We start from the raw sequence: 14,155 nt of genomic DNA on the forward strand, positions 1-14,155 counted from the left end.
CCTAGTTCGCGGACTCCTGCTTCTCACGCAGCGCGTCGATGGTGCGAACAGCCTTCGACAGCGGTGCGTTGAACAGATATGCGGCTCCGAACAGCGAGGCCTTGAAGGCGCCGGCCAGCTTGGCCAGCAGCACCTCACGGGACTCGAGGTCGGCGAGCTTGCCTACCTCTGCGGCGGTGAGCGGGTTACCGTCGAAGTAACCGCCCTTCACCACCAGGAGAGGGTTTGCCTTGGTAAAGGCACGCAGGGTCTTCGCGACGGCGACGGGGTCTCCGTGCACGAAGGCGATGGCGGACGGACCGACAAGCTCGTCGTCAAACGACGTGATGCCGGCGTTGTTGGCCGCAATCTTGGTCAGCGTGTTCTTTACCACGGCGTACGTGGCGTCCGCACTGATGGAAACGCGCAGCGTCTTGAGCTGCGCAACAGTGAGACCGCGGTACTCGGTGAGCAGAACGGCGGTCGAGCTCCGGAATTTCTCCGTCAGCTCGGCGACCGTTGCTTCCTTGTTCGCCATGGCGCTCCTCTTGGTTTTCATGTGCCGGTAGCCCGGGGCGCAGACATGAAAAAAGCTCCAGCGCAAGCGCCGGAGCTGTGGGAGCGACCCGAGGGCTGCATCGTGCTTCGAACACCTGCGCGGGCCGTTCACGTGAATGAACCTTCGATCACCGCTCCCATTACAGGGGCGATGACAACCGGCGGTCTGTGGCTAGGGATCACTCTAGGCGACGAGGCCGTGCGCCCGCAAATCCACGGCGTGGCGGCGGCCCGCTCCGTAGCGGGGTGGTAACGGATGCGTTCGGCTGGCGTTGGAACTTCGTGGCCACGCTGCTCTCCGACCTGGGCTGAAGACCCGGCCGGTTCCGGTCGACAGCCGGGCGCGGTTCCTCGCGCAGGCGAACGGGTCACCAACGGGGCCCGCTTCGCCGCGACCACCGTCACTCAGACTCTGATGTAGGCCCACCCGTCAAGTTGTCTGGTCGCCAGATGTGCGACGGCGGCCGGAACCACAATCACGCCACGGAGAAGCTCGTCGGGTTTCACGCCGATCGAGCGCATGCTGTTGGCACAAGCCAACACGGCAACGTGGACAGGACCGAGGTCGGTCAAGTCGGAGGCCAATTCTGGTTCGAGGGCTGAACCGGACTGCAGAAAGGCCACCGCCGGCCCTTGCACGACGATCTCCATCATCAGGTCCGGCAACTGCGCTCGGGCATTGTGGGCCGCCCTGATTCCTGCCTTCAACTGGGGTTCCTCGGCGCCGCTGACGTGCAGGAGGAGGCCTGGGTGAATTGTCATCTATCCGTCCAGTCGATCGGGCGCGGCTGATTCGCCGGTGCGTGCGGATCCCGTCAGGAGCGCCCCGCGGACACCCGGCTCGGCAACCTGGTCCGACTCGACGGCTCGTCGACGGGTGCGCAGGGTGTAGACCCCGGCGACTCCGATCAAAACAGCGAACGCGGCAAGGCCGAAGACAAGGTTGGAGATGCCCGATGAACTGCTCAACACCCAGGACTCAGCGGTGAACTGATCGCCGATGGTGAGGATACCGCCGAGGCCGGCCGTTCCATCGGTGAGCAGGAGGAGTACTCCGATTCCGATGGAGAGCAGCCCTGACACGATCATCAGCCACGAATTCTGCCAACCTCCGACGCGCACCGTGCGGGGCTTCAACCAGCCTCGCTCGGAGATTTTCAGTCGATCCCAGATCAGCGCCAGCACGAAGAGCGGAACGGTCATGCCGAGTGCATAGATCGCCAGCAGGATGCCCCCATAGGCGGCGTTGCCTCCCACCGCGGCGACGGTCAGAACCGACCCGAGAATGGGACCCGCACACACGCCGGCGACCCCATAGACAGACCCGAGTACGAAAACCGAGGCAACGGATGTCCCATCCCCCGCCCCATTTCGAGTGAACGCCGGAAGCCGAATCCCGATCAGCTGGATGAGCCCCAGCACGATGACGATGGATGCGGCGCCGACAACGAGCACGGTGCGGTTCTGGATCAAGAAGGCGCCCACCGTGCCCGCCAGAACCCCAACCGGCACAAGCGTGGCGATCAACCCGAGGTAGAACACGGCTGTCCGGCCCAGGAGCCTGGCGGGAGTCGAAAACGCAAAGGCGAAGAACGCCGGCAACAGCATGACCGAGCATGGACTCAACAGGGTGAGCACCCCACCGATCAGCGCGCCCGCATAACCGATATCCACTACTTCGCCGCTTTCGCCAGCTCGTTGTCGATTGCCTGGCGGAAAACCTCGAGGGGTTGCGCGCCGGAAATGGGCGTGCCGTTGACCAGGAAAAGCGGGGTGCCCGTCGCGCCGATCGAATAGGCCTCCTCCGTGTCCGCGGTCACGCGCTCCAGAAGAGCCGGGCTGGACAGCTCGCTCTCGAAGCGCGTCAGGTCGGGCACGCCGGCATCCCGGGCGAACTGGAGCAGAATCTCCCTCGTCACTTCGAGGTGAGCGCGTTCAGGGGCGTGCGCGTACATCACCGCGTTGAACTCCCAAAACCTCCCCTGTTCCCCTGCTGCCCTCGCGGCGACCGCGGCATCGGTGGACTCCTGTCCGAAGACCGGGAAATCCCGCCACTCCATCCGCAGCCTGCCGGACTTCACATACTCGGCGACGAGCGGCGGCAGAGTCTCACGGGCGTAGACCCCACAGAATGGGCATCGGAAGTCCGCGTACTCCACCAGCACGACCGGAGCCGTGACTTCGCCGAGCGCAGTCGGATCGCCCGCAATCCGCCGTGCCAAATCGGGAAGCGCCGGACCGGCCCCGGTACCACCCGCGACCTGGGCAGCATCGGGCTGCGCCGTACCGGACTGCGCGGCCAGGCCGACTCCGAGCACCGCCACAATCGCTATCCCCCCAACGATGAAATACACCAGGCCCCTGCGCCGAGGCCGACCCGAAGTCGCTTTCCGTTGCGTGGACGCCATGAAATTCTCCTCCGTTTGATCAACACGATCCCCTACAATGTATATACATTTCTTGGAGGAGGGAAACCATTGCCAGCACACACTGAGGTTGAGCCCGTCCCTTTCCGTTTGAGCCCGTCGGTGCCGACGAGCCCGCTGTGGCAAAGCATCTGCGCGGACCTGTCCCGACGTATCACAGAAGACGAGTTCACGGACGGCTTCCCCGGTGAACTGGACCTGGCGCGGGAATACGGCGTGAGCCGGGGCACGATTCGGAGCGCCCTTCGGCCGCTGCGCGAGACCGGGGCCGTGACCGCCCAGCGAGGCCGGAAGCCCCACCTCATCCGGGGCGGTGGGCGAGGTGCATACGGGCCGGTCTACAGCCTGTTCGCATCCGTGCGGGCAACCGGAATGAGCCAGCGGAGCATCGTCCTTGTTCGCGAGCTCACCACTGACCCGGTCGCCGCTGCGCAGCTGTCCCTCCCCCCGGAAGTGGAACTGTTCCACTTGTCTCGTCTGCGCCTGGCGGACGGAGAGCCGCTCGCCGTTGACCACGCGTGGCTCCCCGCCACTCGCGTGCAACCATTGCTCGAGGTTGACTTCACCGATACGGCCCTCTACCAGGAGCTCCGGGAACGTTGTGGCATCACCCTCGACGGCGGGCGGGAGGAAGTTCGCGCCGACATCGCAACAGCCGCAGATGTGACTAACCTCGACTGCGCCATCGGTGCACCACTGTTTCGGATCAGCAGGATCGGCTTTTGTCAGGGATCCGCGCTGGAGCTACGGTGCAGTCACATCCGGGGCGATCGATTCGTGGTGACGGCATCCTTCGGCGAAGGGATTCCCCGCTCGTAGCCGATCCAGCCCCTCCCTGCACGCCCACAGGCTCCGGCGGTCCGGCTCAATCACCGGCGGCGGTCGAGCCCGTCGAGACCCGGTGGTCGAGCCCGTCGAGACCCGGGCGCGGTCGAGCCCGTCGAGACCCGGTGGTCGAGCCCGTCGAGACCCGGGCGCGTGATTTCGACAGGCTCAATCACCGGCGGTCCGGCTCAATCACCGGCGGTGGTCGAGCCTGTCGAGACCCGGCTCAGCCGAGCGGCAGGGACACTCGGAAGCAGGTGCGCCCCGGGTGGCTGTCCACCGTCAGATCGCCGTGGTGGGCGGTCACCACGGCACGGGCGATGGCGAGGCCGAGGCCGGTGCTGCCGGTGCCGCGGAAGCGGGAGCTGTCGCCGCGGGCGAAACGCTCGAACAAGGTCGCCTGGAGGTTCTCGGGGATGCCGGGGCCGTCATCCGTCACGGTCACCACGGCCCGGTCGCCCAGGACCGAGAGCGCAACCTCGGTCGTCGTCTCCGGCGGCGTATGGATGCGGGCGTTCGCGAGCAGGTTGGCGAAGACCTGGTGCAGCCGCGCGGCATCGCCGACGACGTGGACCGGTTCGTCGGGAAGGTCGAGGCCCAGGACCCGCTCAGGCCCGGCCGCGTGGGCGTCGCTGACGACGTCGACGAGCAGACTGGTCAGGTCGACCGGCCCGCGTTCGAGGTCCCGGCCCTCGTCGAGCCTGGCGAGCAGGAGCAGGTCCTCGACCAGGCCCGTCATCCGGATCGACTCCGATTCGATCCGCCCGAGCGAGTGCAGGGTGTCGGGTGGGAGGTCCTGGCCGGTGCGGCGGGTGAGCTCGGAGTAGCCGCGGATCGAGGCGAGCGGCGTGCGCAACTCGTGGCTGGCATCCGCGACGAACTGGCGCACCTTGCGCTCGCTGGCCTGCCGGGTCTCCAGGGCGACATCGACGTGGTCGAGCATCCGGTTGAGCGCGGATCCCACCCGGCCGACCTCGGTGCGCTGGTCGGTGTCGGCGGCCGGAACCCGGTCGATCAGGGACACCTCCCCGCGGTCGAGGGGCAGTTCCGCGACCCTGGCCGCTGTCTCGGTGACCCGCTGCAGCGGGCGGAGCGCGAGCCGGACGATCCAGAGCGCCAGGACCGCCACGACGACGATGCCGGCCAGGGAGACGACGCCGACGATGATCGCGAGCTGCGCGGCGGTCCCGTTCACCTCGGCGAGCGGGAGCCCGACCAGGTAGAGCACCCCGTCGCGATTGACGTCGGCCATGATCCGGTAGTCGCCCACGGTGCCGCCGAGGTCGATGCTCACGGCCCGGGACGGTTGCATCTGCCGGGCCAGGATCTCCTTCTGGTGGGTGCTGAGCGCGGCGATGTCACCGCTCACGGTCGTGTAGCCGGAGGAGATGCTCGTGCCGTCGAAGACCAGCGCGAGGGTGCCGGGCGGCTGGGCCGGGCCGTTCAGGATCATCTCCGCCGTCGGGAGGAAGAGCGCCGGGGCGCCGTCGTCCAGGTCCCGGTGCCCCTCGAGCACGGCGCGGGAGCGGTCCGCCGCCGCGCTGAGCTGCTGGTCGAGGCCGTCGAGCAGGGATGCCCGGAGGATCGCGACGCTGACCAGTCCGATGGAGACGCTGACCAGCGCGAGCAGGCCGACCACGGCGAGCACGAGCCGCCGGCGGAGGGTCCAGGGCGCGCGCGGACGGCGCGGACGCCTCGAATTCATCAGGCGGTCTTCAGCATGTAGCCGGCGCCGCGCACGGTGTGGATCATCGGCACGCGCCCGGCGTCGACCTTCTTGCGCAGGTAGGAGATGTAGATCTCGACCACGGACGACTTGCCGCCGAAGTCGTAGCTCCAGACCCGGTCGAGGATCTGCGCCTTGCTCAGCACCCGGCGGGGATTACGCATGAGGAAGCGCAGCAGCTCGAACTCGGTCGCGGTCAACTCGATCGGCACGCCGGCCCTGGACACCTCGTAGCTGTCCTCGTCGAGGGTGAGATCGCCGACCGAGATCCGCGGGTCGGTGGAGTCGGACACCGCGAGGGTGGACCGGCGGATGAGGCCGCGGAGCCGCGCCACGACCTCTTCGAGGCTGAACGGTTTGGTGACGTAGTCGTCGCCGCCCGCGGTCAGGCCGGAGATCCGGTCGTCGAGGGAGTCCTTGGCGGTGAGGAAGAGCACGGGAGTCTCGTACCCGTCCGCCCGAACCCGCTGCAGCACCTGCAGGCCGTCGATGTCCGGCAGCATGATGTCGAGGACGATCGCATCCGGCCGGAATTCGCGGGCGATGGTGAGCGCCTGGCGCCCTTCGCCGGCCGTGCGCACCTCCCAGCCCTCGTAGCGCAGGGCCATCGAGAGCAGGTCGGTGAGCGTCGGCTCGTCGTCGACCACCAGCACCCGGATCGGGCTGCCGTCCGCCTTGTGCAGCCGCGGGCCGCGGGCCGCCTGGTCGGTCTCACGAGTACTCATGTCCCCAGTATCCCGAGTCAGCTATGAAACGGCTATGCGAAAACCGTGCCGCTCCTGTGAAGACGCTCATTCTCGCCCCCATGGCCTGGCCATGATCGAAACACCGTGTCCAGCGGGGTGCAGCTCGCCCAGGCCACGGTGCTCGAATCCGTCTGCAGCGTCAATCAGGCAGGGGGTGCTCACGGAAGTCGCCTGACCGGGTGGCGGCGGCGGGAGCCGGGACGGGAGACAATGGGGACGTGACCGACACCATGCTCTCCCTGTTCGAGGAGGACGAGTCACCGGTTCCGGCGGCGGCGGCTGCCGCACCGCACCTGCTCCGCATCGTGGCCGATTCGACCGACCGGGTGGCGTGGCTGCGGGCGCGGAGCCAGGGGATCACGGCCACGGATGTCGCAAAGCTCGCCACCCCGAAATCGGTGCGGAACGCGGCCTTCGACAAGTTCAACGGCAGCAGTTTCAGCGGCAACACGTTCACCGACCACGGCCGGGCCCGCGAGCCGGAAATCGCGGCCTGGGTGCTCGGCAACTACGGGATCGAACCCAGCACGACCCTCTTCCACGCGGCGGAGCATCGCCGCCACCTGGCCACGCCCGACGGCGTGGGCACCGGGGCGGGCGGGCTGGAACTCGCCGAGATCAAGACGACGAGCAAACCGTGGCGCAGCATCCCCCGCTCGTACCTGCGCCAGGTCTGGTGGCAGCAGTACGTGCTCGGCGCCGAACGCACCCTGCTCGTCTGGGAGCAGCACAAGGAGTTCGTGCCGGTGAACCCCGAGCCGGAGTGCCGCTGGATCGAACGCGACGACGACCAGATCGCGATCCTCGTCGGCTACGCCAACGATCTCATCGCCCGACTCAACACGATGAGCGCGCGGTAACGGGCAACCGAAGGAGCCTCGGGCTTCCGGCACTCGCGGAGGGCCCGGCCGTACGTCCGGGGCGGGGCGAATGGCGGAGGATCGCGCCGGTTCGGGTTCGGCGCGATCCCCCGCTCACTGCCGGAAGAAGTGGAACGTGGACACAGCACCACCGGTTCCCCGTGGCGCCCACATTGGCCGGTTCCCCCTAAAAGGAGAACCGTGGTCCCCCTTTACGAGGACAGACTATGCGGCAATGCCGGCCTGCGGCCAGACCCCGGCACCCCCAAGATGAGGACATCGGGGATTTCCACACCCCCAGTTCGGGGCACACCCGCCAACCGGGGCCGGGATTCGGCCGAGAAACGGTCCGGCTCCTCCGGGCGTCGCGGTGGAACCCGGCTGCCGGTGGAGAATGGGGAGATGGGAAACGCCACGAAACTGCCCTTGTCCATGCGCGCCCTCGTGATCGACCGGCCCGGCGCTCCCGACGAGTTCCGCCTCGCCGTCCTGCCCGCCCCGATCGCCGTGCTCGATGAGCTCATCGTGCGTGTCGTGGCGGCCGGTGTCAACCCGATCGACGCCAAGACCCGAGCCGGCAAGGGGGTCTCCGCGGCCATCTCGGCCTACCCCGCGGTGCTCGGCAACGATTTCAGCGGCGTCGTCGTCAGCGCGCCGTACGAGGCGTTCCCGTTGCAGCCCGGCGACGAGGTATACGGCATGGCGCGGGTCCCCCGCACGTCGGGCAGCTACGCGGAGTACCTCCCCGTGTCCAGCCTGAGCGTCACCCGCAAGCCGAAACGGCTCAGCCACATCGAGGCCGCCGCCGTGCCGGTCGCCGCGCTCACAGCCTGGGGCATGGTCGTCGAGCTGGCCGAGGCCGCGCCGGGGCAGCGGATGCTGATCCACGCCGGCAGCGGCGGGGTCGGCCACTTCGCGGTGCAGTTCGCCAAGGCGTTCGGAGCCCACGTGATCGCCACCGGGTCGCCCCGCAACCTGGAGTTCCTCCGCCAGCTGGGCGCCGACGAGGTCATCGACTACACAGTCACCCGGTTCGACGAGGTGTTGTCCGGGCTCGACTCGGTGATCGACCTGGTCGGCAATGTGCACGACAACACGGGGAGCCGGTCGCTGGCCGTGCTCCGCGAGGGCGGCATCCTGGTGAACGCGCCGACCGGCAGCTGGCCGACGATGGCCGCGGATGCCGCCGCCGCCGGCATCCGCGCCACCGGCTACAAGGTTCCGGCCGACGCGCGCACCCTCGACTGGATCAGCGGCCTGATCGAGGACGGCACCGTGCGGGTGCACGTCGACCGCGTGTTCGAGCTCGCGGACGGGGCGGAGGCCCACCGCCTGATCGAGCAGGGCCACACCAGGGGAAAGATCGTGCTGCGCATTTCGGACGTGCCGCTGACCGCCGGGGGCGCCGCGGCGAGCGGGAGCGCACCCGCGGACGCGGACGTCGCCGGCCCGGCCGGGGCGGATTCCCGCGCGTGACCGGCATCCTCGAGCCGGGCGAAGCCGCCGCGGGAACCGGGCCGTCGATCGTCTGGTTCCGGGATGACCTCCGGCTCGCCGACAATCCAGCGCTGCACGCGGCCGTTGGGCGCGGCCGGCCGATCGTGGCCGTCTACCTCCTCGACGAGGAATCGGCCGGGATCCGGCCGCTCGGCGGCGCGGCCAGGTGGTGGCTCCACGGGAGCCTGGTCTCCCTCGCCGATTCGCTGGAGAGCCTCGGCGCGCGCCTGACGCTCCGGCGCGGGCCGGCCGAGGCGGTACTGACCGAGCTGGCGGCATCCGTCGGGGCGGGGGCCGTGTTCTGGAACCGCCGCTACGGTGCCGCCGAACGGGCCGTCGACACCCGTCTGAAGTCAGGACTGCGGAAGTCCGGCACCTGGGCCGGCAGCTTCGCCGGGTCGCTGCTGCACGAGCCGTGGACGATCCAGACCGGGCAGGGCGGGCCGTATTCGGTGTTCACCCCGTTCTGGCGTGCCTGCCGGGCCGCTCCTCCGCCCCGGCCGCCGTACCCGGCGCCCGCGGCGCTCCCCGGCTACTCGGGCCCGCTCGTCTCCGACGTCCTCGCGGACTGGGATCTCCTGCCCGACCGGCCGGACTGGGCGGCCGGTCTGCGCGCAGCCTGGCAGCCGGGCGAGGCCGCCGCGCAGCGTCTGCTCGACGTCTTCCTCCGCGACTCGCTCCCTCGCTACGCCGACGAACGCGACGAGCCGGCCCGGGCGGCCACCTCCCGGCTCTCGCCGCACCTGCGCTGGGGCGAAATCAGTCCATTCCAAATCTGGCATGCGACAGAGTGGGCCCGCACCGGCCTGGCCGGTCGGGCCCAGGAGAGCGCCACCCGGTTCCTCACCGAGGTGGGCTGGCGGGAGTTCAGCCACCATGTGCTGTTCAACGCCCCCGACCTGGCCACCGTGAACCTGCGGCCCGAGTTCGATGCCTTCCCCTGGCCGCCGCTCGACGAGCGGGCCCTAGCCGCCTGGCAGCAGGGTCGCACCGGCTACCCCCTGGTCGACGCCGGCATGCGCGAGCTCTGGCGCACCGGCAGCATGCACAACCGGGTGCGGATGGTGGCGGCGTCGTTCCTGATCAAGAACCTGCTGATCGACTGGCGGGAGGGCGAAGCGTGGTTCTGGGACACCCTCGTCGACGCCGACGCGGCAAGCAACCCGTTCGGTTGGCAGTGGGTGGCCGGCTCCGGCGCCGACGCCGCCCCCTACTTCCGGGTTTTCAACCCGGAGCTGCAGGCGCAGAAGTTCGACCCCCGGGGCGAGTACATCCGTGAGAACGTGCCCGAGTGGGGCACGGATGCCTACCCCGCCCCGATCGTCGACCTCGGCGAAACGAGACGAGCGGCCCTCGCCGCCTACGAGAAGATCAAGGGACTCAAGGAGCAGGCGCTCGCGGCCCGCGCCCGGGAACCCGGGGCGACCGTCGCCCTCCCCGTCGGACCGGCTTAGAGGGCCCGCTCGAGCACGAAATCGTCCTCGTACTGCCCGCCGACCAGGAAGCGTTTCACGCCGACCTTGACGAAGCCGTTCTTCTCGTAGAACCGGATGGCGCGCCCGTTCTCCTGGTTCACGCCGAGCCAGCTGCCGGCGGCGCCACGCTCCCTGGCCGCCGCCAACGTCGCCGCCATGAGCGGGGCGGCGACTCCGCGGCCGTGGGTTTCCTCGCGCAGATAGCATTTGCTGAGCTCGACCGTGGGGCGCACGCGGACGGCGGCCCTGGCGTCGGCATCCGTCGGATCGCCGAAGACGAGCATGGTGTAGCCCTGCAGAGCACCGGCCTCCTCGGCAACGAGGACGACCCGGTCCGGGTCGGCCAGGTAACCGGCGAAGTTGGCCTCGGCGAGCAGGTCGCGGAGGAACTCGGCCACCGCTTCCTCCGTGGTGTGGGAGGGCGTTGCCAGCCAGAAGGTGGCTTCGGCCAACTCGGCCAGCGCCGCGGCATCCGCCCCGGTCGCCCGTCGTATCGTGATCATCGCTTCACCCTACCGACCCGCCCCGCCGCCCCCGCCCAAACCTTCCGCGAGAGTGCACTTTTCGCCCTCTCACGGTGATCGAAGGGGCCAAAAGTGCACTCTCGCGGGGAGAGGAGAACGGGACTAGAGGTAGCGGGCGTAGGCGCCGACGGTGAGGAACGTCGGGAACTCAGGCTCGAGGGCGGATGCCCGGAACACCTCGAGGGCGTCGTCGAAGCGGTCCCCTGGAGTGCGCTCGAACCCGGCGAAGACCTCGGCGACCTGCTCGTTGACCCAGGTCTTCTCGATCCGGCGACCCTCGGCGGTGACCGAGTTGTCGTGGATCCACTGCCATATCTGGGAGCGGGAGATCTCGGCGGTCGCGGCATCCTCCATCAGGTTGTCGATCGCGGCCGCGCCGACGCCACGCAGCCAGGACTCGATGTAACGCAGCCCGATCTTCACGTTGTCGCGCACCCCTGACTCGGTGATCTCGCCGCCGACGGATGCCACGTCGAGCAGGTCGGCCGCGCTCACGTTCACCTCGTCGCGGGTGCGGTGCACCTGGTTCGGTTTCTCGCCGAGCACGGCGTCGAACTCGGCCTGCGCGGTGGGGATGAGGTCGGGGTGCGCCACCCAGGTGCCGTCGAAGCCGTCCGTCGCCTCGCGGCGCTTGTCCGCCGCAACCTGCTCCAGGGCCCGGGCCGTCACCTCGGGGTCACGCCGATTCGGAATGAACGCACTCATGCCGCCGATCGCATACGCCCCCCGGCGGTGGCAGGTGGAGACAAGCAGCTCGGTGTAGGCCCGCATGAACGGCACGGTCATCGTGATCTGCTTGCGGTCGGGGAAGACGAATCGGCGTCCGCGGGAGCGGAAGGTCTTGATGATGCTGAAGATGTAGTCCCAGCGACCGGCGTTCAACCCGGCGCAGTGGTCGCGCAGCTCGTAGAGGATCTCCTCCATTTCGAACGCGGCCTGGATCGTTTCGATCAGCACGGTGGCACGGATAGTGCCGTACTCGATTCCGAGGCGCTCTTCGGAGTGGCTGAAGATGTCGTCCCAGAGCCGGGCCTCGTAGTGGCTCTCCAGCTTCGGCAGGTAGAAGTACGGTCCGCTGCCGTCCTCGATCAGCCGCTTCGCGTTGTGGAAGAGATAGAGACCGAAGTCGACGAGGCTGCCCGACGCGCTCATCCGCCGGTTGGCCCGGTCGACGAAGATCAGGTTCTTCTCAACCAGGTGCCAGCCGCGCGGACGCATCACGATCGTGGGGGTCTGGCCCGTCGGTCCGCCGGTCACCTCGTACTGCCTGCCCTCGGGGCTGGTGAAGCTCAGCTGCCCGCGCACGGTGTCGAACAGGCTCAGCTGCCCCTCGATGACGTTCGCCCAGGTGGGGCTCGTGGCGTCCTCCTGGTCGGCCAACCACACCTTCGCGCCGGAGTTGAGGGCGTTGATCGCCATCTTCCGGTCGGTCGGGCCGGTGATCTCCACCCGGCGGTCCTCCAGGCCCGGCCCGGCGCCGGCGACGCGCCAGCTCGGGTCACGACGCACGTGCGCGGTCTCGGTCAGGAAGCCGGGGTCCCGGCCGTTGGCCGCGTCGACACGCTTGCGGAGCCGCGCGGCGAGCAGGTCGTGCCGAGTCCCCGCGAACCGGTCGTGCAGCTCCGCGAGGAAGACCAGGGCCTCGGGGGTGAGGATCTCCGCGTAGCGGGGTCCGAGATCGCCGGTGATCTCGAGGTGCGGCTCGATCGTGGCGAAGCTGCCGGTGTTGGTCGTGGTCCCGGTGGTCGAGCTGTTCCCGGTGGCCGAGCTTGTCCCGGTGGTCCCGGTGGTCGAGCCTGTCGAGACCCGGTTGGTGGTCGTGAGGGGCGGTGTGTTCATGGTCTGGTCTCCTTCGGTGAGCGTCCTTGCTTGCCTGTGCACCAACTCTGCGCCCGGCGGCGACCCCGGAGGCCACTCCAGCCAACAGAAAAAGAGCAGTTCTTCTGCTTGCGTGAAGTTCTGCCCCGTGTGACGATGGGGCATGGTCAATGCCGATCCGCTCCTCCGTTCCGCCCTCTCAGCGCCCCCGCCGGCCGAGCATGGGCTTGACGCCCTCACGCTCGGGCGGCGCATCCGTGAACTGCGCACGGGAAGAAGGATGACCCTCGACAGTCTCGCTGCGGCCATCGACCGGGCCCCGTCGCAGGTCTCGATGATCGAGAACGGCAACCGGGAGCCGCGCCTGTCGATGCTGCGCACGATCGCCACCGCCCTCGGCACCACCGTCGACGATCTCCTGAAACCCGAGGCCCCCTCCGCGCGGGCCGCGCTGGAGATCGCCGTCGAACGCGCCCAGCGCGGCCCGGTCTTCACGGCCCTCGGTCTGGCGAAAATCCGGGTCAGCCGGGCAACCAGTGATGAGACGCTGCAGACGATCCTCACCCTGCACCATGAGATCGAGCGGTTGCACCGCGAACGGGCGGCCACCCCGGAGGAGGCCAGGCGGGCCAACGCGCAACTGCGGGCGACGATGCGCGCCAGGGACAACTATTTCCCGGAGCTCGAGGAACAGGCGCTCGAGCTCCTCACCGCAGTCGGCCACTCCGGCGGACCGGTGTCGCACCAGGTGGTCGCCGATATGGCGACCCACCTCGGCTATTCGCTGCACTACGTCGGCGACCTGCCGCATTCGACCAGGTCGGTCACCGACAAGCGCAATGGCCGGATCTACCTGCCGACCGCCCAGTCCGCCTCCCGGGACTCACGCACCCCCATCCTGCAGGCGTTCGCGAGCCTGCTCTGCGGACACGACGAACCAGGAAACTACGCGGATTTTCTCCGCCAGCGGGTGGAGACGAACTACCTGACCGCGGCCATCCTGTTGCCGGAGAAGGACACCGTGCGGTTGTTGACCGAGGCGAAGAACCTGCGGCGCATCTCGATGGAAGACCTGCGGGACGCCTTCTCGGTGTCGTACGAGACGGCCGCACACCGGTTCACGAACCTCGCCACGGCCCGGCTGGGCATCCCCGTGCATTTCATGAAGGTGCACGAGTCCGGCACGATCATCAAGGCCTACGAGAACGACTCGGTGCGTTTCCCCAGCGACGCTCTCGGCGCGGTCGAGGGCACCACCGTGTGCCGCAGCTGGACCGCTCGAACTGTTTTCGACGTGCCCGACCGGTTCAGCCCCTGGTACCAGTACACCGACACGCCGAGCGGTACCTTCTGGTGCACCTCACGGATCGAGAAGGCGAAGGAGGGCGAGTACTCGGTGAGCGTCGGAGTGCCGTTCGAGCATGTGAAATGGTTCCGCGGCCGCGAGACCACCAACCGCGCCGTGTCCCGCTGCCCTGACGAGTCGTGCTGCCGTCGCGCCCCCGACGACCTGGCCACCCGCTGGGCCGGCCAGTCCTGGCCCGCCGCGCGCACCCCGACGAGCCTGCTCGCCGCGCTGCCCACCGGCACCTTCCCCGGCGTCGACCAGACCGAGGTCTACCAGTTCCTCGAGACTCACTCGCCCACGCACTGACCTCGGCAAGGCGCCAAGCATCCGTCATCCGGGCTGAGGCTGGTGAGTGGCGCTTCGCGGCGCGGGC

13 protein-coding genes are annotated in these 14,155 nt (G+C 68.8%); 5 read left to right on the top strand and 8 right to left on the bottom strand.

What is annotated here, in order from left to right; translation table 11 throughout:
• Position 1: 1 nt before the first annotated feature.
• The 4 genes from rplJ to E3T48_RS11075 all read right to left on the bottom strand — a co-directional run bounded on the left by rplJ (position 2) and on the right by E3T48_RS11075 (position 2,945).
• Entirely contained in the window at positions 2 to 517 is a 516-nt protein-coding gene (gene rplJ / locus E3T48_RS11060; RefSeq protein WP_134524118.1) for a 50S ribosomal protein L10, read from the bottom strand.
• A gap of 425 nt (positions 518 to 942) precedes the next feature.
• Entirely contained in the window at positions 943 to 1,245 is a 303-nt protein-coding gene (locus E3T48_RS11065) for a DsrE family protein (protein ID WP_166789706.1), read from the bottom strand.
• 54 nt (positions 1,246 to 1,299) lie between these two features.
• A complete protein-coding gene (locus tag E3T48_RS11070; RefSeq protein WP_134524120.1) occupies positions 1,300 to 2,211 on the bottom strand; it encodes a cytochrome c biogenesis CcdA family protein in 912 nt (303 codons plus the stop codon).
• Complete coding sequence (locus tag E3T48_RS11075; RefSeq protein WP_134524121.1) at positions 2,211 to 2,945, bottom strand: DsbA family protein; 735 nt, start codon at positions 2,943 to 2,945, stop codon at positions 2,211 to 2,213. The genes E3T48_RS11070 and E3T48_RS11075 overlap by 1 nt, the downstream gene beginning before the upstream one ends.
• A gap of 15 nt (positions 2,946 to 2,960) precedes the next feature.
• On the opposite strand from E3T48_RS11075, the gene E3T48_RS11080 reads away from it, so the two are divergent.
• Positions 2,961 to 3,782 carry a GntR family transcriptional regulator gene (locus E3T48_RS11080; protein WP_241986769.1) on the top strand — a complete coding sequence of 274 codons (822 nt, stop codon included), beginning with the start codon at positions 2,961 to 2,963 and terminating at the stop codon, positions 3,780 to 3,782.
• 232 nt (positions 3,783 to 4,014) lie between these two features.
• On the opposite strand, the gene E3T48_RS11085 is transcribed toward E3T48_RS11080, so the two are convergent.
• Both E3T48_RS11085 and E3T48_RS11090 read right to left on the bottom strand, forming a co-directional pair.
• Positions 4,015 to 5,493, bottom strand: a complete 1,479-nt coding sequence (locus E3T48_RS11085; protein ID WP_134524122.1) for a sensor histidine kinase — start codon at positions 5,491 to 5,493, stop codon at positions 4,015 to 4,017.
• Positions 5,493 to 6,239: a response regulator transcription factor gene (locus tag E3T48_RS11090; RefSeq protein ID WP_134524123.1), complete on the bottom strand. Its 747-nt coding sequence runs from the start codon at positions 6,237 to 6,239 to the stop codon at positions 5,493 to 5,495. Before E3T48_RS11090 ends, E3T48_RS11085 begins: the two co-directional genes overlap by 1 nt.
• Positions 6,240 to 6,490: 251 nt before the next feature.
• On the opposite strand from E3T48_RS11090, the gene E3T48_RS11095 reads away from it, so the two are divergent.
• The 3 genes from E3T48_RS11095 (at position 6,491) to E3T48_RS11105 (ending at position 10,071) form a co-directional block, all read left to right on the top strand.
• The gene (locus E3T48_RS11095; RefSeq protein ID WP_134524204.1) at positions 6,491 to 7,120 is read left to right on the top strand and encodes a YqaJ viral recombinase family protein; all 630 of its coding nucleotides are present in this window, start codon (positions 6,491 to 6,493) and stop codon (positions 7,118 to 7,120) included.
• Between the two features lie 402 nt (positions 7,121 to 7,522).
• Positions 7,523 to 8,596 (top strand): NADP-dependent oxidoreductase, encoded by a 1,074-nt coding sequence (locus E3T48_RS11100; protein ID WP_241986770.1) that lies wholly within the window; start codon positions 7,523 to 7,525, stop codon positions 8,594 to 8,596.
• Positions 8,593 to 10,071, top strand: coding sequence for a cryptochrome/photolyase family protein (locus E3T48_RS11105; RefSeq protein ID WP_277613516.1), 1,479 nt, complete (start codon positions 8,593 to 8,595; stop codon positions 10,069 to 10,071). The genes E3T48_RS11100 and E3T48_RS11105 overlap by 4 nt, the downstream gene beginning before the upstream one ends.
• On the opposite strand, the gene E3T48_RS11110 is transcribed toward E3T48_RS11105, so the two are convergent.
• Both E3T48_RS11110 and aceB read right to left on the bottom strand, forming a co-directional pair.
• Positions 10,068 to 10,595, bottom strand: a complete 528-nt coding sequence (locus E3T48_RS11110; protein ID WP_134524124.1) for a GNAT family N-acetyltransferase — start codon at positions 10,593 to 10,595, stop codon at positions 10,068 to 10,070. The two genes, E3T48_RS11105 and E3T48_RS11110, sit on opposite strands and share 4 nt — an antisense overlap.
• A 123-nt stretch (positions 10,596 to 10,718) precedes the next feature.
• Entirely contained in the window at positions 10,719 to 12,455 is a 1,737-nt protein-coding gene (gene aceB, locus E3T48_RS11115) for a malate synthase A (protein ID WP_134524125.1), read from the bottom strand.
• A 142-nt stretch (positions 12,456 to 12,597) separates the two neighbouring features.
• On the opposite strand from aceB, the gene E3T48_RS11120 reads away from it, so the two are divergent.
• Entirely contained in the window at positions 12,598 to 14,088 is a 1,491-nt protein-coding gene (locus E3T48_RS11120; protein WP_134524126.1) for a helix-turn-helix domain-containing protein, read from the top strand.
• Positions 14,089 to 14,155: the final 67 nt, after the last annotated feature.

The organism is Cryobacterium fucosi (genome assembly GCF_004403515.1).
Lineage (GTDB): Bacteria > Actinomycetota > Actinomycetes > Actinomycetales > Microbacteriaceae > Cryobacterium > Cryobacterium fucosi.

Bases quoted from the DNA above. Each gene is read 5' to 3' on its own strand.
- rplJ (WP_134524118.1), bottom strand. From the start codon at position 517: ATGGCGAACAAGGAAGCAACGGTCGCCGAGCTGACGGAGAAATTCCGG.
- E3T48_RS11075 (WP_134524121.1), bottom strand. From the start codon at position 2,945: ATGGCGTCCACGCAACGGAAAGCGACTTCGGGTCGGCCTCGGCGCAGG.
- E3T48_RS11085 (WP_134524122.1), bottom strand. From the start codon at position 5,493: ATGAATTCGAGGCGTCCGCGCCGTCCGCGCGCGCCCTGGACCCTCCGC.
- E3T48_RS11090 (WP_134524123.1), bottom strand. From the start codon at position 6,239: ATGAGTACTCGTGAGACCGACCAGGCGGCCCGCGGCCCGCGGCTGCAC.
- E3T48_RS11095 (WP_134524204.1), top strand. From the start codon at position 6,491: ATGCTCTCCCTGTTCGAGGAGGACGAGTCACCGGTTCCGGCGGCGGCG.
- E3T48_RS11100 (WP_241986770.1), top strand. From the start codon at position 7,523: ATGGGAAACGCCACGAAACTGCCCTTGTCCATGCGCGCCCTCGTGATC.
- E3T48_RS11110 (WP_134524124.1), bottom strand. From the start codon at position 10,595: ATGATCACGATACGACGGGCGACCGGGGCGGATGCCGCGGCGCTGGCC.
- aceB (WP_134524125.1), bottom strand. From the start codon at position 12,455: ATGAACACACCGCCCCTCACGACCACCAACCGGGTCTCGACAGGCTCG.
- E3T48_RS11120 (WP_134524126.1), top strand. From the start codon at position 12,598: ATGGTCAATGCCGATCCGCTCCTCCGTTCCGCCCTCTCAGCGCCCCCG.